The organism is Shewanella putrefaciens (assembly GCF_016406305.1).
In the GTDB taxonomy this organism is placed as follows: Bacteria; Pseudomonadota; Gammaproteobacteria; order Enterobacterales; family Shewanellaceae; genus Shewanella; species Shewanella putrefaciens_C.
The window spans coordinates 1,645,371-1,668,070 of sequence record NZ_CP066369.1 but is presented as its reverse complement, the minus strand read 5'-3'; the positions used below and the strand labels follow the sequence as shown (position 1 = coordinate 1,668,070).

The window sequence follows — 22,700 nt, the reverse complement described above, 5'->3', positions numbered from 1 at the left end:
ACTAATTCCACACATCTTATGCGGGTAATGAGATTTATTCTTATCTACCAAAGTGTTTGATGATGATTACAACTATTGCAGGGAAATATCATGATGAAACGGTTCAATTTCAATACCGCAACAAAAGCGATGTTGGGTGCCGGTTTACTTTCACTCCTACTCGCCGGTTGCGGTGGTGATGATGGTAAAGATGGTGAAGATGGTAAACCAGGAGTTGTCGGTGTAAATATCGACTCTACTTCAACACTTAAAGCAAACTTTACCAATGCTACGGTCGATGCGGGTAAAGTGACTGTTAACTTTACATTAGAAAATGCTAACGGTGTTGCCGTTCTTGGTTTAACGAAAGATCACGACATACGTTTTGGTATCGCACAGCTGACTCACGTTACTGAAGCAACAGCCGATCCAGCGAAACCTGCTGATCGTGGCTTCCAATGGCAAGCCTATATCAATGCCAAAAAAGAACCTGGCACTGCGCCAGCAGATGTCGATAACTTAAACCCTTCGGCACAATATCAAGCTAACGTCGAATCAGCCAGTAAGTGTGATACATGCTTAGTAGACAATGGCGATGGTAGTTATAGCTACACCTATCAAACTAATATTGCGACTGTGACTGAGCCTTTAACCGTCACTTATAATGCAGACGCAACCCAGCGAGCTACGTTAGAACTTGAATTACCACAATTGGCGGCAAATGCTCACTTAGATTGGCAACCATCAACAGGTAAAACAGAAGGCATTCAAACCCGCAATGTCGTTTCAATCCAAGCTTGTTACACCTGTCACCAACCTGAAAGTCTAGAACTGCACGGTGGCCGTCGTGTCGATATTGAAAACTGTGCATCTTGCCATACTGCGACCTCAGGCGATCCAGAGTCAGGCAATAGCATTGAATTCACTTACATGATCCATGCTATCCACAAAGGTGGCGAACGCCATACCTTTGATGCAACAGGTGCAGAAGTACCAGCTCCCTATAAAATTGTCGGCTATGGCGGTAAAGTCATTGACTACGGTAAAGTCGGTTTCCCATTAAAACCTGCGGCTGAGTGTTCAGCTTGTCACGTTGAAGGAACTGGCGCTCCAGCCAATGCCGATCTATTTAAAGCCGATTTAAGTAATCAAGCTTGTATTGGTTGCCATACTGAAAAACCATCATCTCACCATAGCAGCAGTGATTGTACATCTTGCCACAATGCTACCGAGCCATATGGCGGCACAGGCAGTGCGGCTAAGCGTCATGGTGATGTACTAAAAGCTTACACAGATGCTGAAGCAATGGGCGTGAAGTTCAGCAATGTTGGCGTAAATGACACAGGCAAAATCACTTTTGATGTTCAAGTTGTCGATAAAGATGGCAATGCAATCGATAAAGTCTTTTTAGACCAAGGCTCACGCGTTGTAGTGGCCTGGGATTCTGATAAAGATTTCCCAAGCTATACTGCTGCGTCTTATAGCAACCGTCGTATCGCTCTAAGCGAAGGCACCTATAATGAAGCGACCAAAACCTATTCATTAACAGGTACTAAGTTCAACTTACCTGCCGATGCTAACGGTAAAACGTTTGAACTCTGGTCTGCATTAGCAGTGTGTTTTAACAATGGTGGTTACGGTGTTGCCGATATCGCTCCGACCGATTGTAGTGTCGCTAACGTACGTAAAGTGCAAGTTAAAGAAGCGCCATATCACTTTGTCTGGAAAGATACTGGTGTAGATAGCTCTGCAACAGCCAAAACACGCCGTGAAATCATTGACCCAGCTAAGTGTCAAGGCTGTCATAATCAAGAAATCCACCACTATGACAATGGCGTAAACTGCCAAACATGCCATACATCGGATAAGACTTTGACAGGTAATTCAAGCTATCCAGGTGGCAAAATCCCAACTAGCTTTGCTTGGAAGGCCCACGAACGTGAAGGCCATTATCTGAAGTATGGTGGAGTTCAATCAGGTACTGTACTAAAAACTGATTGTTCAACCTGTCATACCGATCAAGGTATTACCTTAGGACGTGCTCCAGAACGTACATGGCGTTATGGTGATACTAATAACAATGGTGCTGATATTTGGGTATCGTCTGATGCTGGCGCTTGTTTAAGCTGCCATCAGAAGTATCTGTCTGATTCTGCTAAATCTCATATTGAGACTAACGGTGGTATCTTAAATGGTAGCAGTGCAGCCGATGTTCAAACTCGCGCATCGGAAAGCTGTGCCGTTTGCCATACACCAACTCAATTACGTGAAGTTCACGGTAATTAGTCATAATACTTACTAAAGTAAAGTGACCATTTTAAAGAGAGAGGATAAAACCTCTCTCTTTTTATTATCTCAACGTCAAAACTCGCTGTTTTTTTGATCTAAAATCATTTTTCCCATCTGGTTTAACTACCTCTTTAGAAATAGAAAGATCCAAGTCACACATTAGCAAAGGCCTTGAAGATTTTAACGGCATGTTAGGTTAGCCTTTCCTTGGGGAATTCTATTTCCAGCATCAACTTAAGTCGCCTCTAGTGACCAAAAACACAGACATAGAATCTGTCGGATCTAGAACATAAAAACTTAAGCAATGCCAAACCTATGCAGGGAAAAAAATGATGAACGCACAAAAATCTAAAATCGCACTGCTGCTGGCAGCAAGTGCAGTCACCGTGGCCTTAGCCGGTTGTGGTGGCAGCGATGGTAAAGATGGCAATGATGGTACTGATGGTGGCGAGCCTGCACCAGCGATCCAAACCCTTAATTTTACCTTTAACAAATCAGTCGTGACCAACGGTGTGCCTAGTGTTGAGTTCACTGTCACTAACGAAGATGACTTACCTGTGATTGGTCTGCAAAAAATGCGCTTTGCCGCAGCGCAGCTGATCCCGCAGGGTGCTACGGGTGCTGGCAATGCCTCACAGTGGCAATACTTTGGCGATGAAACCTGTGATCTTGCCGCCACTTGCCCGGGTACTTTTGTTGACCAGAAAAACGGTCACTACAGCTATACCTTCAAAATGAACCTGACCGCAAACGCTAAGGTCACGTACAATTCACAATTAGCCCAACGTGTGTTAATTCGTGCCTATAACACCCCGTTACTCGATGGTACTCCGATTCCAAATAGTAACGCCTTTGTCGACTTCACTGCCGATACGGGTGCAACCCCGACATACAGCCGCAAAATTGTTGCTACTGAAAGCTGTAACACTTGCCACCAAGACTTAGCCAATGTGAAACACGGTGGTGCTTATTCCGATGTGAACTACTGTGCAACTTGCCACACGGCGGGCAAAGTGGGCGTAGGTAAAGAATTTAACGTTCTGGTCCACGCTAAACACAAAGACTTAACCTTAGGTTCATTAGAAAGTTGCCAAAGCTGTCATACGCAACATGACGCCGCGCCAGATTGGAGCAATTGGTCTCGTATCCCCACTGCCGCCACTTGTGGAAGTTGTCATACCGCCGTCGATTTTGCTGCGGGTAACGGTCATTCACAACAGCTAGACAACTCCAACTGTATCGCCTGCCATAACAGCGATTGGACGACTGAACTTCACACTGGCAAGACCGCGGATAAAAAAGCCGTTATCGCTCAGTTAGGTATGTCAGCCACACTGGCCGGTCAAGCCGATGACACGGCAGTATTGACCGTATCTATCCTTGACCAAAACGGTCAAGCCATGGATGCCGCAGCGGTTCAAGATAAGATCAAACGCCTTGAAACCATCACCAACGTCGGCCCTAACTTCCCGATCATGGGCTACAACCCAAGCCCAGGTAGTGGTGCTGCGAAAATAGCGAAAGACTTAGTCAAAGATGGTGCACTGCAAGCGGGCGTGACCGTCGTAGAGGGTAAGTTTGTTTTCACGACACCTGCACTGCCCTTTGGCGCTGGCGATACCGACACAGCCTTTACCTTCATCGGTTTAGAAATGTGTAATACAGGCACCACACTCACGGCATGTACTGCAGACAGCGCAACCACGAGTATGAAAGCGGACTTAGTCTTTGGTACTAAATCCGGTAATGCCCCAAGCATGCGCCATGTAAATTCGGTTAACTTCAGCACTTGCCAAGGCTGTCACAGTGATACCTTCGAGCTTCACAAAGGTCACCATTCAGGCTTTGTGATGACTGAACAAGTGTCACATACTAAAGATGCCAATGGTAACCCTATAGTCGGTGTCGATGCTTGTGTGGCCTGTCATACTCCTGACGGTACCTATGCGAGCGGTGCGAACAAAGGTGGTTTCGAAATGAAACTGCACATTGTTCACGGTGAGCAAGGTGTTATCAAAGAATGTACTCAGTGCCATAACGACTTCAACCTCGATGCATTCAAGGTCAAAGGTGCGCTGGCAACTTCAGCAGGTAAATACACCACCCCAATTACCGCAACTTGTACTTCTTGCCATGCGCCAGAATCTATCGGCCACGGCCTAGAAAATATGGGTGCGATTGTGAATGGCGACTATGTTCAAGCGAACCAAGCGGCGCAGTCAGAAACCTGTTTCTACTGTCACAAACCCACACCAACAGATCACACTCAAGTGAAAATGTAATTTGCCCAAGCAGGGGGAGTTCGCTCCCCCTTTCTTGAATGTTGTTGGGACAAATTGGGAAGCCTATTATGAAGAACAGCCACAAAATGAAAAACCTACTGCCGGCACTTGTCATCTCCATGGCAATGTCTGCAGTGATGTCTTTATGCATCGCACCGAGTGCTCACGCCTCCAAGTGGGATGAAAAAATGACCCCAGAGCAAGTGGAAGCGACCTTAGATAAGAAGTTTGCCGAAGGCAACTACTCACCTAAAGGCGCCGATTCTTGCTTGATGTGCCATAAGAAATCCGAAAAAGTCATGGACCTTTTCAAAGGTGTCCACGGCACCATTGACTCCTCCAAGAGCCCAATGGCTGGCCTACAATGTGAGGCGTGCCACGGCCCTATGGGTCAGCACAACAAGGGCGGCAACGAGCCGATGATCACTTTCGGTAAGCAATCGACCTTAAGTGCGGACAAGCAAAACAGCGTGTGTATGAGCTGTCACCAAGACGATAAACGCATGTCTTGGAATGGCGGTCACCATGACAACGCCGATGTTGCTTGTGCCTCTTGTCACCAAGTGCATGTCGCCAAAGATCCTGTGTTATCAAAAAACACTGAGATGGAAGTCTGTACCAGCTGCCATACCAAGCAAAAAGCGGATATGAACAAACGCTCAAGTCACCCACTCAAATGGGCGCAAATGACCTGTAGCGATTGCCATAATCCCCATGGGAGCATGACAGATTCCGATCTTAACAAACCTAGCGTTAATGATACCTGTTACTCCTGCCACGCCGAAAAACGCGGCCCAAAACTCTGGGAGCATGCACCCGTCACTGAGAATTGTGTCACCTGCCATAATCCTCACGGTAGTGTGAATGATGCCATGCTAAAAACCCGCGCACCGCAGCTGTGTCAGCAATGTCACGCCAGTGATGGCCACGCCAGCAACGCCTACTTAGGTAACACTGGTTTAGGTTCTAACGTCGGTGACAATGCCTTTACGGGTGGAAGAAGCTGCTTAAATTGCCATAGTCAGGTCCATGGTTCTAACCATCCATCTGGCAAGCTATTACAGCGCTAAGGAGACGAGAAAATGAAATTTAAACTCAATTTGATCACTCTGGCGTTATTGGCAAACACAGGTTTTGCAGTGGCAGCAGATGGTTATGGCATCAGTAATGCCAATACTGACAAAGTCAAACTCTCCGCTTGGAGCTGTAAAGGCTGCGTCGTTGAAACCGGCACATCCGGCACAGTCGGTGTGGGTGTAGGCTATAACAGTGAAGATGATATTCGCTCCGCCAATGCCTTTGGTACATCCAATGAAGTGGCGGGTAAACTCGACGCCGATTTAAGCTACAAAGGGGAAAAAGGTTACCGTGCCAGTGTTGAAGCCTATCAACTGGGTATGGATGGCGGCCGCTTAGATGTGAATGCGGGCAAACAAGGCCAGTACAATATCAATGTTAACTACCGCCAAATTGCCACCTATGACAGCAACAGCGCCCTAACGCCCTACTCTGGTGTGGGTAGCGACCATTTGACCCTGCCCGATAACTGGATTACCGCAGGTTCGAGCGGCCAAATGCCACTATTGATGGATAGCCTGAACTCTCTGGAGCTATCACTCAAGCGCGAACGTACAGGTTTAGGCTTTGAATACCAAGGCGAATCCCTGTGGAGCACCTATGTAAATTATATGCGTGAAGAAAAAACCGGTTTAAAACAAACCTCAGGTAGTTTCTTCAACCAATCGATGATGCTCGCCGAACCTGTGGATTACACCACAGATACCATAGAGGCTGGCGTTAAGCTTAAAGGCGATCGTTGGTTCACTGCACTTAACTACAATGGTTCTATTTTCAAAAACGAATATAACCAGCTAAATTTTGACAGCGCATTCAACCCAACCTTTGGTGCCCAAACCTCAGGTGCTATCGCCCTTGACCCAGACAACCAGTCACACACAGTGACATTAATGGGTCAATACAACGACAGCACTAATGTGTTATCGGGTCGCATACTGGCAGGGCAAATGAGTCAAGATCAAGCCTTAGTCACCTCTGGCTATGGTTATCAGGTGCCCACAGAAGCAGTCGATGCCAAAGTGGATCTGCTCGGGATGAACCTCAAAGTCGTCAGTAAAGTGAGTAATTCCGTGCGCTTAAGCGGTAGTTATGACTACCACGACCGCGATAACAACACCCAAATCGAAGAATGGACCCAGATCAGCGTCAATAATGTCAACGGTAAGGTGGCCTATAACACCCCTTACGATAATCGCAGTCAACGCTTCAAAGTGGCCGCAGATTACCGTATTACCCAAGGCATGAAGCTAGACGGCGGTTATGATTTCAAACGTGACGAACGTGATTATCAAGACCGTGAAACCACGGACGAAAACACAGTGTGGGCACGTTTTAGAGTCAACAGCTTCGAGATGTGGGACATGTGGGTTAAGGGCAGCTACGGCAAACGTGATGGCTCGCAATATCAAGCCTCTGAGTGGACCTCGTCCGAAACCAACAGTTTGTTACGTAAGTACAACCTAGCGGATCGTGACAGAACCCAAGTAGAAGCCCGCGTCACTCATACGCCGATTGACAGCCTGACCCTCGACTTCGGTGCCCGTTACGCGCTCGATGATTATACCGATACTGAGATTGGTTTAACTGAGTCAAAAGACACCAGTTATGATGCCAATATCAGCTATATGATCACCGCAGATTTACTGGCAACGGCCTTCTACAACCACCAAACCATTGAATCTGAACAGGCGGGAAGCAGCAGTTACAGCACCCCAACTTGGACAGGCTTCATTGAGGATAAAGTGGACGTCCTTGGCGCAGGTATCAGCTACAACAACCTGCTCGAGAACAAGTTACGTTTAGGACTGGATTACACTTATTCAGACTCCGACAGTAACACCCAAGTCAGACAAGGTATCACAGGCGACTATGGCGATTATTTTGCCAAAGTACATAACATTAACTTATATGCTCAATATCAAGCCACCGACAAAATGGCGTTGCGCTTGGATTACAAAGTTGAGAACTATAAGGACAATGACGCCGCCAATGATATCGCCGTCGATGGGATCTGGAACGTCGTAGGCTTTGGTAGCAATAGCCATGACTACACGGCACAGATGATCATGCTCAGTATGAGTTACAAACTCTAGCGCACGGTTCGCTTTCATCCAAAAGCCCGCTGCTGCGGGCTTTTGTTTATATGTATTTTAAGGATTGTGACAATACGTGTGGCAATCCAAAAGCCAAATTCTTGAATAAGATCAGACTCTGGCGCGAAAATCCGCCCATAAAAAGCTTATTCCTTGAGTTTTAAGTCACTTTAGCGGATCTTAATTCAATCTTTTCGTTAATCGTCTAAAACCATGTTGAATCATTTTTCGCACACCCAACCCCAACGTCTCGCATCGATACCCGCATTACTCGGGCTAAGTTTACTCCCACTGCCCGCCATTGCCTTCGATCCCTCGGGTGGCACGGCCAGCCTATTTATCATTTTAGGCCTTGGTGGCTTTACCTTAATCAATCTTCTTTTGCAGGGATTATTTTTCTTTGCCGGCCGCTATAGCAGCCACACATTTACCAAGCGCCATGTGCTCAGTGCCTTACTTGTGCCGCTGATTGCCCTCGCCCTTGCCATTTATGACCATAGGGGCTGGAGCGATTTCGCCCTCAATGTCGGCATTATCTGCATAGGTACCGGGCTTATCCTGCTGCCATTGCAGCTCCATCAAATCAATAAAACCGTCCATGCAAAAGCCGACTGGATCCTCAGCTTTGGGGCATTAACGATTTTAGGCTTAAGCTATATCATTGCCCCGCTCGCACTTTTTGCCATTGTCGTTGCTCATATTGGCTTGGCCTCTACACCGAAACAAATACCTAAGCTGTTAAATTATTTAGCTTTAGTGGGTGGCTATGGCCTATTTGGCTACTGGCTATACCAAACGCTAGTGATGTTTCAATCCTCAATGGCCTAGAGCTTAGATACTCGGCCTAGGTATAAAGCTTAGATACCCATTATGGTGAAACAAGCACAACCGCCAGAACCAATAGGCTTAACCGCCATGGACGCGCTATTGCTAAAAGTCAGGGCCTGCACACTCTGTCAGGCCTATTTGCCTTTGCCAGCTAAACCTATTTTGCAGGCCAGTCACCAGGCACGGATTTTAATTGCCGGCCAAGCTCCGGGCATAAAAACCCACCATAAGGGCATTCCTTTTGATGATGTCAGCGGTGAGCGGCTACGCACTTGGTTAAATGTCACCCGGGAGCAATTTTACGACCCTGCCCTATTTGCCATAGTGCCAATGGGATTTTGTTTTCCGGGCAGTATTGAGAGAAATGGTAAGAAGCAAGGTGATAAACCACCGCGGCCAGAATGCGCCGCCACTTGGCATAGGCAACTACTGGCGCTAATGCCACAGATAGAGTTAGTCGTGATCCTCGGCCAATACGCCATCGATTACCACTTAGCCACTAATCAGGTGGATATCACAGCTTTAGAGACTCAGGTAAACACAAGCCCCGCATCGACGCCCAATACTCAAGCAAAAGCTAAAGCAAAGAGCATCACAGTGACTCAGGCAACGCCGCAGTGGCAGCAATATTGGCCCAAGTTTATGGTTTTGCCACACCCTAGCCCACGTAATAATCTCTGGCTTAAGCAGCACCCCGAATTTGAACGCGATATGCTGCCAAGGCTGAGGCAAAGAATCGCAACATTGCTCGAGGTTTCACATCCCCCATCAAACTAAAAAGCCCCGAGTTAATGGCTCGAGGCTTTAGTCTTAGGGAGATTCAAATCAGTGCATTACTGACAAGTCACTCCAACGGATGAAAAGGCGGAACTCACATCGGCAACGGGGTAACCAAAGTCAGTTGCCGCAGTTTGCACGCCGCAGGCAGCTTGGTTAAAGTTTGATGTTGGATTCCAATACAGCTGATTTGCTAATACAAAGACATCGAATGCTTTGCGGGTATTCCAACCCGTTTTGTTCGCTAACAGGTAGAATGCTTTGTTATACACACCGGAAGAGTAATGCACATCCATAGTGCCAGTATAATCGGCGGCATCACCGATAGAGCGCCCATCCAGAGTGGGGTCATCCATATAACGTAGCGCCCCTGAGCCTTTGACTATGTCATAGCCCACCTTCCAATCGTTACTGCCACGCATATAATACTCAGCCGCTTCACCGGCAATATCCGAAAAAGCCTCATTGATACCACCGGACTGGCCACTGTAATTCAACCCTGAGTTTTGCTCGGTAAACCCATGGCTCACCTCATGGGCCGACACATCTAAGCTCACCAAGGGATAGAAATAACTGGCGCCATCGCCAAAGGACATGGCCGCCCCATCCCAGAAGGCGTTTTCATAGTTGCGACCATAATGCACCCGCATTTCTAACTGAAAGCTCAATGGTGCTGTGTTATACCAATCCTTATACATGTTGAAAATGACCCCACCAAAGTAGTGAGCATCGTTGAGCGGTGAATAGGCGCCATTGGTAAACTTGTAGGTATTTTCAGGACAAGTAAAAGAATAAGTGGTGCCACGGCGTGTCGCATTCGCCATATTGACAGTCTTCACATTGGCATTTTGCATAGTGCAAACGCTGCTAGACTCACTCACCTTAAGATAGCCATAATCGCTACCGTAATAGTACTGACCGATTTTGCCATTGCCACCGGGGCCAGTGGCATCAAAAGAGATGCTAGTACCGCCCCCCGAGCCACCGCCGCCAGGTTTGCCGCCCTTCGCGGTCATGATCTCGTTCCAATGCCTTAATACCTCACCGGTTTGTGCATCGACAAAGCCCGTTGGCCGAGAAAGCTCATCGGTTTGATCGCTTAAATAGGAAACGCGATAAACCAGTCTAGGGATTGAATCTTCCATTAGAATGACCAGTTCCACCTCTTTTTTACCCGAAGCCGCCGATCCCGGATATAGCTTATTCAGCGCCGCAATTGCCTGACCTTGAGTGATCCCCGCCTCCACCGAAAAATCATCCCCAATTTGCGCGACTTCACCCATGGCGGTTTGCGTTAAGCCATCATGGCTCACAACCAAATGATGCCCGTAGACCAAGACACCATTGTAATATTGCTGCTCTTTAGTTTTTTTCTGCCCGCGGGCCGTGGTAATGGCCTTGGTTTCTTTAAAACTATGCCCTTGGCTTAATCCCGCCGCAGACTGAAGCGATTGACCATGATTCACTTTTATTTCGACTGCTTGTGCTTGAAAGCTGCTCGCTATGCAAATAGCCAGAGCCGAAGGTAAGGTATAGATCTTCATTTTCATGTCCTTTGTCATTTTCCGGTGCTGGATAAACGGCGCTCAGCGGATACAAAGTGTCAGAAATAAAACGAGCTTACAAACGACTTTGTTACGCTACAGTTAACAATTTAACAACATCAATACAATGTGATTATAGAAGATTATAAAAACGCCTGCTTTTTTAAAGGCGCTTGCTATTGGCTTAATTATCAGTAAATCTAGCCACGCAATATTTATTAATAGATTGAAATCTAAGGTTAGTTATGTACGTTTTAGATCAGCAAATCGCCAAACAAATTGTGAGTCGTACGATGAAAATTATCGGCCACAATATCAATGTGATGAACGGCCAAGGGGTTATCCTAGGTTCAGGCGATCCTAAACGTATTGGTTCTACCCACGAAGGCGCACTGCTGGCCATTGCACAAAATCGCAATGTGGAAATCAGTCAGCAAGTTGCCTCAGGGCTCCACGGTGTTAAGCCCGGCATCAATTTACCCCTGCATTATCAAGGACAAATCATTGGTGTTATCGGTATTACTGGCGATCCCAGTGAGTTAACCCATTACGGCGAGTTGCTCAAAATGACCGCCGAAATGATTGTCGAACAAGCCAACCTGCAGGATAAATTGCAGTGGGAGAACCGCCAGCGGGAAGAATTTATTCTGCAGCTTATCAAGGCGCAAACCGCTGACGATGAGCAGCTACACCGCTGGGCTAAACAACTGGACATTGATATCAGCCTGCCACGGGTGGCGGCCATTATTGAGGTCAGTGAAAAGCACCGACAACCCCCTGTCGAGGTCAGTAACCCTTTTAATGGGTTAAGCAATGCAGAGCAGAGCATTGATGGACAAAATCCCCGCGTGAGCGAAACCCTAAAGCAAGTGTTACATCTACTGCAAAACCCGGATCGCGGTAACTTAATCGCCATGACATCTATGTCGCAGTTAGTCATCTTAAAACCGGCTTTTTTAGATGGAAAACAATGGGATCCTGAGCTTGAAAACCAGCGCATCGATAAGTTACTGCAACGTTTACCCGCCCAGATGGATTTAAACTTTAAGATTGCCCTAGGCCATTTTTTCCCCGAAAAAGGCGGTATCGCGCGCTCTTACCAAACAGCGCAGGAAACCTTGAGCCTAGGTAAACAACTCCACCCCGGAGGCACTAAATACCTGTTCGAAGATTATTCCCTGCAAGTGTTACTCGCTGGGCTTAAACATGACTGGCGTGGACAGGCACTGGCAACACCCTATCAGCAACTCGCCAAGGCGGATAAAAACGGCCAGTTGCGCAAAACCTTAGCCGCCTATATCACCCACTTTGGTGATGCGCAGCAATGTGCTAATGCCTTGTTTATTCACCGTAATACCTTAAGGTATCGCCTTGATAAAATTCAGCAGCTCACTAAAACAGATATCCAATCCCTGCACGGGCTATTGAGCCTGTATCTGGGGCAATTGATTGATACTTCGACTCGCTCAACTTAACGCCAAAATGGCTTAACCATTGACACGAATAGCCTAAAACACACCAGCGGCTGGCGGCGCTGGCGTTATTTCTGCACCATTGAGTAAAATTTGGCATTTATTAACAGATCGATTGAAAGATTTATACCGTATCCCCTTTCCTATCGTTTCATAAGATATCGCGTCTATATTCTAGAACGCTCGATTCAGTCCATCGAAAGGAATTGCTATGTACCCAATCAAACTGACTTTACTCGCCAAGGCTTGCCTTATTAGCGGCATTGCACTGACTTCGCCGACATTAATCGCCGCCGAGAAAACCATTCCCGAACTGGTCGATGCCGTCAATGGCACACCCGATGCAGCCAGTCGCGAAGCGGCTAAAAAGGTTAAACTGCGTAATCACACTAAGGGATTTTGTACTTCGGGCAGTTTTAAACCCGATCCGCAATTACAACAAACCTTGGCGATTCCATTTTTTAATCAAGATGTTATTAAGGTGACAGCCCGCTTTTCCCTTGGCGGTACTAACCCTCAGATTTCTGATAAAACCCCAGGGCGCTTTATGTCACTCAAAATTGATGGCGATAAAGAAAACCTTAACTTTGTCACCACTAACGTCCCCGTTTTCTTCGCCAGTAATCTAGAAGACTTTTTTACCTTTCAGACCAAAGTGAAACAGGGCGCTGAAGGTAAACAATGGCTTATTGACAATCAACCCAGCGCCAAAGCCTTTTTTGATTATGTAAAACAGCTGCCTCCCAGCCCAAGTTTTGCCAACAGTCGCTACTATGGCGTAAATAGCTTCCTGTTTAGCACCGCAAAAAACGCTGAACAACAGGGTAAAATTGTTGCGGGTAAATGGATTTTTGAACCCGTTGCAGGCACAGCGGCGTTATCCGCCAGCGAACTGGCTAATCTTAGTGACGATTTTTTAAAAGCCGAATTACTCGAGCGCATTAAAACCCAGCCAGCACAATGGAATCTCTATATTCAACTCGCCGAAACGGGTGATGAAATTAATGACCCAACGGTTATCTGGCCTGAGACTCGCCAGCGTTTACTGGTAGGCCAAGTGGTGATTAACGGTGAGCGAGACAGCGATCCCCAAGTTCAACAGTGCGATAAAGGTATTTTCAACCCGCTGTTATTACCTAAGGGTATTGCCCCATCGGCCGATCCGATACTCAATGCCCGCACCGCCGCCTATGTAGAGTCCTTTATTCGTCGTCAATAAAGACGGTGAGCTAAACCCAAACATTCCTTTTTAACGTTGGCAAATGAGTCTATTTGCCAACGCCTCTCGACAAGCCCTTTATCGACAAAACGCCCCTATAACATTCGAATTCAGCCGACGATTTTTGTGCGTGGGCACAAAAACACCCCATCACAACGCGGTAATTCCGTGGTTTTAGCCAAAGCTATTCAATCCGCAGTATTCAATAATAAGCTGACCTTAAAGCAGTTTTCATTTGGGTTCAGGCCCAAATCAACACTGCGCCCTACAATATCCGTCAAAACTCACTAAAGAAACTTACTCAAAAACTTCAGCCAAGAACTGAACGGGACAAACTATGAACTTAGTGCTTATTCTTATCGGCGTGATTGCATTTATTGTTATCGCGACCTCAAAATTTAAACTCCACCCCTTTTTAACCTTAATTCTGGCCGCCTTTATCGCGGCCTTCGCCTATGGTTTGCCAAGCGGTGAAATAGCCAAAACCATTACCACGGGCTTTGGCAATATTTTAGGTTATATCGGCCTTGTGATCGTGCTCGGGACTATTATCGGAATTATTCTCGAAAAGAGCGGCGCCGCCATTACCATGGCCGACGTAGTGATCAAACTATTGGGTCAACGCTTCCCGACGCTCACTATGTCGATTATCGGTTACCTCGTTTCTATCCCCGTATTCTGTGACTCGGGCTTTGTGATCTTAAACTCGCTCAAACAATCGATGGCGAACCGCATGAAGGTCTCCAGCGTCTCCATGAGTGTGGCCTTAGCCACTGGGCTTTACGCTACACACACCTTTGTGCCGCCAACACCTGGCCCTATCGCCGCCGCGGGTAACTTAGGTTTAGAGTCTAATTTAGGTTTAGTGATCGGCGTGGGCCTATTTGTCGCCGCCGTAGCCTCCTTAGCGGGCATGTTATGGGCGAACCGTTTTGCCGATGTTGAGCCCGATGGTGAAGGCGCAGAGGAGCTAAAAGCACAGGCCAATGACTATGACACCCTAAAGAAAAGCTATGGCACTCTGCCCAGCCCACTCAAAGCCTTCGCGCCGATTTTTGTGCCTATCGTATTAATTTGTTTAGGTTCTATCGCTAACTTCCCCTCAGCGCCTTTGGGTAAAGAAGGGTTGTTTGACGCGCTCGTGTTCCTCGGCCAACCCGTTAATGCCCTGATGATTGGACTATTTTTATCCCTGCTGCTGTTAAAGGGTGAGAATAAGATCAGTGAATTTAGCGAACGCATTAGCCAAGGTTTAGTCGCGGCAGCGCCGATTATTTTGATCACAGGTGCAGGCGGCGCCTTTGGTGCAGTCTTAAAAGCCACACCTATTGGTGACTTTTTAGGCACTTCACTGTCGGCACTCGGGGTCGGTATCTTTATGCCTTTTATCGTTGCCGCGGCGCTTAAATCAGCCCAAGGCTCATCGACTGTGGCCTTAGTCGCAACCTCGGCACTGGTTGCGCCTATGCTGGGCGATATTGGCCTTGGTAGCGATATGGGCCGAGTATTAACGGTAATGGCGATTGGTGCTGGCGCTATGACGGTTTCCCACGCCAATGACAGCTTCTTCTGGGTCGTGACCCAATTTAGCCGCATGAGCGTCAAGCAAGCCTATAAGGCACAAACTATGGCGACGCTGATCCAAGGTGTTACCGCCATGGTGACTGTGTATGTGCTGAGCTTAGTCTTGCTCTAATATTGATTTGACCTTGATTTGACCTTGATTCGATATTGTGTCCTTGGGCGCATACCGCGCCCATTTAGTTGTAGGATTTTTAATGAAAATAGTTATCGCCCCCGACTCCTTTAAAGAAAGTTTAAGCGCACTCGAAGTTGCCAACGCGATTGAACAGGGCTTAAGGCAAGTGATCCCCGACTGCGAAATAGTCAAAATTCCCGTTGCCGATGGCGGCGAAGGCACAGTGCAGTCTATGGTCGATGCTACGGGCGGCAGCATAGTCAATTTAGAGGTCATGGGCCCACTTGGAAATAGAGTCCAGGCGCACTATGGCATCCTTGGCGGTATCCTCGGCGATTGTTCAAATGGTAGCGCGGCGACTCATGCAAACCATGCAGCCATTGCCGTGATTGAAATGGCTTCTGCCTCAGGGCTGCACCATGTGCCAAGGGAGCAACGAAATCCGCTGCTCACCACCAGTTATGGTACGGGTGAGCTGATTTGTGATGCGCTTAATCGGGGAATAAAGCACATTATTTTGGGCTTAGGCGGCAGTGCCACCAACGATGGCGGTGCGGGTATGGCCCAGGCGCTGGATATTTTATTGCTCGATAGCCAAGGTAAAACCTTGCCTTCTGGCGGCGCGGTGCTGGCCAATCTAGCCCGTATCGATATCACCAACGCCCATCCACTCCTGAGTCAATGCACCTTCGAAGTCGCCTGCGATGTTGACAATCCATTGTGCGGCGAGCGTGGTGCTTCGGCGATTTTTGGTCCGCAAAAGGGCGCGACACCCGAGATGGTTAAGCAGCTCGATACGGCCCTTGCCCACTACGCCGATATCATAGTCCAAACTGGCATTGCCGATCACCGTGGGCAAGCTGGCGCGGGGGCCGCGGGCGGTATGGGCCTTGGCGTGATGGCTTTTTTAAATGCCGAGCTTAAACCCGGTGTCGAGATTGTAATGCAAACCGTTGGCCTTGCTGACAAAATTCGCGGCGCCAATCTAGTGATCACAGGTGAAGGCCGCATCGATGGTCAAACCGTATTTGGCAAAACCCCGATGGGCGTGTTAAAGCAAGCCAAGCTGCAGGGCATTCCCACTATCGGTATTGCGGGCTGCCTAGGTGAAAACGCCAATGCCATTCTGGATCAAGGCATGTCGGCTATTTTCCCTATCATCCCGCACTTAAGTCCGCTTGAGGATGTGCTGGCCAATGCCAAGCTAAATCTTTGTAATACCGCCCGAAATATCGGTGCGGTACTGATGTTAGGTAAACCTTAGCCATAAGGCTGAGGGGAAATCGAGCAAAGGCGCCCAAATGGCGCCTTGTTTTTAACTCCTCCGCCGTGCCTGCGTTATATTTGAGAGCTTGATATTTTAATGCTTGATGCCTAAAAGGCCTTGCAGTAAAGTGAGCTCCCTTTTTGGTAATCCGCCTTGATTGCTTTCGAGAGTCACTGATTTGGTTATACTCTTTGAACAAATTTGCGGTTTCACTATAAGAATTAATAGACGGCAAGCCCCATGACCCAAAAACTCCCTCGCCAAGCCACGGCATCTGAAGAAAGCCTAATGCGCATATTTACTGTGCCGGAAGATGCAGAATCGACCTTAAGTATTATCGAGCAGAAGCTTTCCGAGGATTTAGCAGGCTTTTTGGGTGACAGCATTGCCGCGCTCGAAAAGCCGTTATCGGAAATTGAAACCGATTTTCAAGCCTTTGAGATCCCAACTCAGCCGCGTTTTGTCTCCGATTACACCGACGAAATCATGCAAAATCTGGTGGCCCATTCGGTGCATACTGCGGCGCCGAGTTTTATCGGCCATATGACGTCGGCACTGCCCTATTTTGTGTTGCCGCTGTCGAAAATGATGGTGGGACTGAATCAAAATCTGGTCAAAATCGAAACCTCAAAGGCATTTACGCCCCTTGAGCGCCAAGTGCTCGGTATGATGCACCATTTGATTTACGCCCAAGACACGGATTTTTATCAAAGCTGGATGCACAGCGCCAATCATTCCCTCGGCGCCTTTTGCTCCGGTGGTACGGTCGCCAATATCACGGCGTTGTGGATTGCCCGTAACCAGTTATTGAAGGCGGATGGCGATTTTAAGGGTGTCAGCCGCGAAGGCTTACTCAAGGCACTGCGTCATTATGGTTATGATGATTTAGCGATTTTAGTCTCGGAGCGAGGCCATTATTCGCTGGGCAAAGCCGTCGATCTGCTTGGCATTGGCCGCGACAATATCATCAGCATTCCCACGGGCAGCGATAACAAGGTCGATGTGGCCCAAATGCGCCAAGCGGCCCTTGAACTTGCTAATAAAAACATCAAAGTATTAGCGATTGTTGGCGTGGCTGGCACTACTGAGACAGGTAATGTTGACCCGCTGATTGAGTTAGCGGCACTGGCAACAGAGTTAAATTGTCATTTCCATGTGGATGCAGCCTGGGGCGGCGCGAGTTTATTATCCAATAAATACCGCCACTTACTCGCAGGTATCGAGCTTGCTGACTCTGTCACTATCGATGCACACAAACAAATGTATGTGCCCATGGGCGCGGGCATGGTGTTATTTAAAGACCCTGAGTTCGCCCACGCCATTGCCCACCACGCCGAATATATTCTGCGCCGCGGTTCAAAGGATCTCGGCAGTCAAACGCTGGAAGGTTCACGCCCCGGCATGGCGATGTTAGTGCACGCTTGCTTGCAGATTATCGGCCGCGATGGCTATGAAATCTTAATCAATAATAGCCTTGAAAAAGCCCGCTATTTTGCCGAACAAATCAAAACCCATCAGGATTTTGAGCTGGTTACTGAGCCAGAGCTTTGCCTGCTAACCTATCGTTATGTTCCCGCTAAAGTGCAAGCCGCCATGCAGCTTGCCTGTGAGCAAGCAGATACGGCAAAACTTGCGCGCTTTAATGAGCTGCTCGATGGTCTCACCCAGTTTATTCAAAAGCACCAACGCGAACAGGGAAAATCCTTCGTCTCCCGCACCCGCATTCAGCCTGCCCGCTACTTTAGGCAAGCGACCGTGGTGTTTCGCGTAGTGCTCGCTAACCCCCTCACCAGCCATGACATTCTCAATCAAGTGCTGGTCGAACAAAGCGAAATCGCCGCATTAGATAACGAGTTTTTACCTGCGTTATTGGCAATGGTTGCTGAATAGCAAGTTTGGGATGATGAGTTTCAAATAGCGGCTTTCAGATAAAAAGTTTCTAATAGCAAAACAGCCGCAAAGATTTTTGCGGCTGTTTTGCTATTAGACAATGAATTAGCTGCACGTTAAAGAGACAAAATTACTCCGTCCTAGCAACCTGCATATGATTAAACACTTAATATGTCACTCGTTTGTACGCCGAATTCAACTGCTTCCGTGACTCGCCGTGAAGCCATCCATGGCGGCTCTACGATGACATCCATGTCATCGAAGGTCACGTCAGCAGTTGAATTCGCCTTAGCTAACATTATGCGTAATCTGTAGCATGTGGAAACTAAAATCTCAAACTTATATCGTGAATGATTCTTCTCACTAAGTAGCGACATTCCATTATAGATATAGATTATCTGTGAAGAACGGCCATTAAGGGTTTAGGCGTATTCAATCTTCTACTTGAGAAACAGCACTACAGTGTATTATTGCCGCCATAAATGGCGATTTACGGAACTTATAATCTACTGTAGACGGTAATTTATCGCGACTGTAGCGCTACTTAAGCTTATTTTATTTTTCACAATACCCTATAAGTTGCTTAATGTAAGAGCTAAAATCCTCATCGTCTGGTAGTGGGTAGTCGGCTTCGTTGTAGGCGATCTTAGTATCCATTTTGATTTGTAAAAAGCCATGTTGTAAAAAACGATAATGGTACTGTCTTGCAGATGCTAATCCTTCGTTATAAACAGTCTCAAATTCAGAATCTCCTTGAGTATCTAACCAAGTTGCATATTCCAGTAGCGCTTCTGTATAAGCAAACTTGATATGTTTAAGCTCAGGTAAAGCTTGTTTAAATAACTTTTTAGCTTCAGCGGTATTTTCTGCACTCATAGCACCTAACAAGTACTTAACACCCTGCGTATAAGGGTTAACAACAACTAATTTACTAATTTCGTCTTTATTAAGACGAGTCAACTTGGCTTTTAGTGTCAGTGTTACTGCAATTTGGATATGAGCTTTAGGGTGCATATGTTCAAAATAATCATTTAACTCTTCAAGCGTCAACTCGCTCATTGTCCATTTCACATAGAGTGACTCAGCATTTTTCATACACACTTGAGCCCATTTCTGGCTAAGAACTCCAATATTTCTTAGTGCTGAATCATAACATCTGTCTTTAATACCATGCTTTTTATAATAAATGGCCTCCTCTATCTCCATACCTTCATTCCCGTATATTGCTGATGCAGCAACAAAAGTAGCTCTTTCAATATTATTGTTATAATCAAGAGCTAGCCAGTTTTTAACTGGCAATAAATCATGTAGTTTCAAATAAGCTAAATTAAAATTACCTAAGTAGTACTCATTACTTAAGCGACCGATATTAATGAGTCGATATAGTGCAGTATTATTTTTAAATCGCTCTACAGATAGCGTAAGTGCATCATACAAATCTTGATATATTTCCAGTCTGCCAAGTAAAGACGATAAACTCCCATAGTAGTCAGCAATATCTTGTTCATTAAAATTCGGCGAAAGTTTCTCCAACATAAAGCAAAAGTTATTTATTTGCGTGTTTGCAATTTTTTTCGCCAACACTTGTTTATCTAAATTATAATCACGACCTAATAATGCCAACGACTTTACAAAACTAAGCTGAAATTCAAAAATAGTCTGCAAGTAAGTTGCTTCATCTTCTGGATTCACTTTGCTTTTAGCAAAACGGGCAACGAGCGGATGTAAGCGAATATAGTGTTGGCTAGTTTGCACTAAGGATTTATCTTGCAACGCCTTAATTGTTACATCTTTAATTGGAGCCTTACCTTTTGACTTGGCATCTTGCTCTGTTAATTTCTTAAAATTAACCAGATCAATACCATCTGGGAAATATGAAAGTTTGATTAGCGCTTCTTTTGATTGTAGTGCAAGATGCTTATAAGAGTAATCGATACTATTGTAAATAGAACTTCTACGATCAATATTTCTATCTTCTGGATTTATTGAACTACCTTGGTCTTTTCGTGTTAGTTCAAAGAAGTTTTCTTTTAAATCATCCCTTAATTCTTCTAAATTTTTACCTCTGATCATAGCGCTAGATACTAATGAAATAGCAAGAGGATTATGATCTAGATATTCTTTCAAAATATGTTCTTTTAAAAATAATGCTTCTTCAGTTAAAAACTGTCTTTTAGCCTTGCTTTCAAAAAGTTCAAAAGCTTCATCTGCGACAAAATCTCGCAATTGGTAGGTCGATTCTGAAGGAATATCAAGACTTTCTCTACTAGTAACAATAAGAGTCGCGAGCTCATTTACTCTGCCAAGCAGATGGAGAATTTTGTTTTTTTCGCTCAGTAACAGTAAACTTTCTGCGTTATCGATAATGATAAGGCGCTCGCCATGCCTAAATTCAGGGTTTTCACTGACATGTTCAATAACATCAACCGAATCTGCTAATTCAAATGCGCCAGCAATATGACGATGAAACTGTTGATAACTGGTTAAATGCTCACAGTCTATAAAGAAAATTCCACAATCAAACAGATTTCGTTCGTTATATTCATATGCAAGTTTTTTTACTAAAGAAGTTTTCCCCAAACCTCCTGCTCCAAGAATGGTTAGACATTCATTTTGCGCCTTTGCTTCAAAAAGCTTACGACTAGCCTCTTCAATATCCTGCTTACGACCAATGAACTTAGCTACTTCATCTTTAGACAATTCAGTTGGGAGCTTGAGTTTTTTTAGAGGACTCTTACCATCAAATGATTTAACTTTTTCACCTAGATCAAATTGACTAGCATTACATATGATGCAATTTTTTTCGGGTGTAAGATATGATTGTTTTTTGAATAGCTGGAACCAAAGATTGTTTAAATTATTAACTGACAATAGTTCAGGGATAAATATGATCGGGAGATTAACATATTTTAAAGCATCTTGTGATGGTAGTTGATCACAAATAATGATAATACCTTTCAGCTCATCGAGATCGAGATTTTCTTCTAGCTGTTCAAGTGAAACCCGCTCGCTACCACACCATTCATTTTCAATGATGAGTTTGTCATTTTTTATGTGACAAGCCAGAACTAGGTAGTTAAAGTCACTTAGTGACTGTAAGTTTTCTAAAGAAAGAGTAAAGCTATCAATGTCATATGGCGGCTTTTTCTTAAGTTCTTTTTCAACAGCATCAAAGGCACCTAAAGTTAGGCCAAATGGTTTTGCACTTAGATAGGCTATTTGTGGTTTGTTTACTATTGCAGCTGAAGGTTGATGAACGATCATATTTTCTAGCTGATTTTTTACTGTTTTCAATGATGCGATTTCATTTACAGTGTCAATTAAAGGCTGTCCAAAATCTGAAAAAGTAAGTATTTCAATGTTTTTTAAGTTTCTAAGTTTCATCCTAATAAGAGGTTCGTCATCTTGATGCACGAGAGCAAAATGTACCGCAGTATTACCAGAAAATAATTCATACTGTTTACTCAGCTCCGCAAGTAAATCCGCATCATTAAGGCTACATCCCACAAATAATAGGCTCTGAGTCGCAAGTATTGATTGCAGAACTTGCATCGCAGGTTCGTATTCATTCTTATTCACGTAAAAATCTTTATAACTATCAAAAGTCAAAATGAGTTTTTCAGGCTCATCTATATGACCATGTAGATGCCAAATCATTTTTTGATCTGCCGGCGAGCGAAATGCATTTAACGTAGCATTAGATGAGTTTGTTATTCTTTTAAGATTAGACACTCCCGAAGCATGGTCTAGTACTCTGTCGTAATTCAATGTCATAACTCGACTGCTAAGTTTCCATAATGCAGCTGGCAAATCAAAGCTGCTTTGCTCTAGACTATTCAAATCAGGATCAAATTGAGATTCGAGAAATTTGAACCAACTATCACCTCTGAGATGTTTTTTTGCTTCTTCAGCTGCGTCTAATAACATCCCAGCATCTACCGCTTGGTTTACTAGTTTGGCAATATCAGGCTGTAATTTCTCGGTAGCTCTTTGCAATAACTCTTTCCAGCTCGGAAAAACCCTATCACCATTTATATTTTTAATTGACATGGATACACCAGCACCAACCAATGGAATTAGAGTGTGATTTTCTATGGCTTTTTTGAGGAAATGGTTAGATGATATTTGTGACATGGTGAATTTCCAAACCTGATGATTAACTTGAATATATCACGAAAAAATAGGATAGGCTTGAATATCTTAGGATTAACAATTTACTCCGAAGTAACAGAATACACCTCCCCTCGGAGTTGCCGCAGGGCGAATAGAAAAATTGCGTGAGTC

Annotated in this window: 13 protein-coding genes; 11 read left to right on the top strand and 2 right to left on the bottom strand. The window is 45.6% G+C overall.

The window, feature by feature from the left end; all coding sequences use genetic code 11:
• Positions 1–90 precede the first annotated feature (90 nt).
• From JFT56_RS07120 to JFT56_RS07095, 6 genes are all read left to right on the top strand, one after another.
• On the top strand, positions 91–2,265 hold the full coding sequence (locus JFT56_RS07120; RefSeq protein ID WP_198782978.1) for an OmcA/MtrC family decaheme c-type cytochrome: 2,175 nt from the start codon (positions 91–93) through the stop codon (positions 2,263–2,265).
• A gap of 332 nt (positions 2,266–2,597) precedes the next feature.
• Positions 2,598–4,550, top strand: coding sequence for an OmcA/MtrC family decaheme c-type cytochrome (locus tag JFT56_RS07115; RefSeq protein WP_198782977.1), 1,953 nt, complete (start codon positions 2,598–2,600; stop codon positions 4,548–4,550).
• Between the two features lie 68 nt (positions 4,551–4,618).
• Positions 4,619–5,620 carry a decaheme c-type cytochrome MtrA gene (mtrA, locus tag JFT56_RS07110; RefSeq protein ID WP_198782976.1) on the top strand — a complete coding sequence of 334 codons (1,002 nt, stop codon included), beginning with the start codon at positions 4,619–4,621 and terminating at the stop codon, positions 5,618–5,620.
• Positions 5,621–5,632: 12 nt separating this feature from the next.
• Positions 5,633–7,720: an MtrB/PioB family decaheme-associated outer membrane protein gene (locus JFT56_RS07105; RefSeq protein ID WP_198782975.1), complete on the top strand. Its 2,088-nt coding sequence runs from the start codon at positions 5,633–5,635 to the stop codon at positions 7,718–7,720.
• A gap of 213 nt (positions 7,721–7,933) precedes the next feature.
• Positions 7,934–8,548, top strand: a complete 615-nt coding sequence (locus JFT56_RS07100) for a hypothetical protein (protein ID WP_198782974.1) — start codon at positions 7,934–7,936, stop codon at positions 8,546–8,548.
• An 87-nt stretch (positions 8,549–8,635) separates the two neighbouring features.
• Positions 8,636–9,325 carry a uracil-DNA glycosylase family protein gene (locus tag JFT56_RS07095; protein ID WP_198783520.1) on the top strand — a complete coding sequence of 230 codons (690 nt, stop codon included), beginning with the start codon at positions 8,636–8,638 and terminating at the stop codon, positions 9,323–9,325.
• 56 nt (positions 9,326–9,381) lie between these two features.
• On the opposite strand, the gene JFT56_RS07090 is transcribed toward JFT56_RS07095, so the two are convergent.
• Positions 9,382–10,869 (bottom strand): M4 family metallopeptidase, encoded by a 1,488-nt coding sequence (locus JFT56_RS07090; protein WP_198782973.1) that lies wholly within the window; start codon positions 10,867–10,869, stop codon positions 9,382–9,384.
• A gap of 245 nt (positions 10,870–11,114) precedes the next feature.
• Here JFT56_RS07090 and JFT56_RS07085 point away from each other — a divergent pair, with 245 nt between their 5' ends.
• The 5 genes from JFT56_RS07085 to panP all read left to right on the top strand — a co-directional run bounded on the left by JFT56_RS07085 (position 11,115) and on the right by panP (position 18,416).
• Complete coding sequence (locus tag JFT56_RS07085; RefSeq protein ID WP_198782972.1) at positions 11,115–12,344, top strand: sugar diacid recognition domain-containing protein; 1,230 nt, start codon at positions 11,115–11,117, stop codon at positions 12,342–12,344.
• A gap of 208 nt (positions 12,345–12,552) precedes the next feature.
• Positions 12,553–13,560, top strand: a complete 1,008-nt coding sequence (locus tag JFT56_RS07080; RefSeq protein WP_198782971.1) for a catalase family peroxidase — start codon at positions 12,553–12,555, stop codon at positions 13,558–13,560.
• 337 nt (positions 13,561–13,897) lie between these two features.
• A complete protein-coding gene (locus tag JFT56_RS07075; protein WP_198782970.1) occupies positions 13,898–15,256 on the top strand; it encodes a GntP family permease in 1,359 nt (452 codons plus the stop codon).
• Positions 15,257–15,338: 82 nt separating this feature from the next.
• Entirely contained in the window at positions 15,339–16,523 is a 1,185-nt protein-coding gene (locus tag JFT56_RS07070) for a glycerate kinase (protein WP_198782969.1), read from the top strand.
• Between the two features lie 243 nt (positions 16,524–16,766).
• Complete coding sequence (gene panP, locus JFT56_RS07065; RefSeq protein WP_198782968.1) at positions 16,767–18,416, top strand: pyridoxal-dependent aspartate 1-decarboxylase PanP; 1,650 nt, start codon at positions 16,767–16,769, stop codon at positions 18,414–18,416.
• 555 nt (positions 18,417–18,971) lie between these two features.
• Here the strand turns inward: panP and JFT56_RS07060 are convergent.
• Positions 18,972–22,550 carry an SIR2 family protein gene (locus JFT56_RS07060; RefSeq protein ID WP_198782967.1) on the bottom strand — a complete coding sequence of 1,193 codons (3,579 nt, stop codon included), beginning with the start codon at positions 22,548–22,550 and terminating at the stop codon, positions 18,972–18,974.
• Positions 22,551–22,700: the final 150 nt, after the last annotated feature.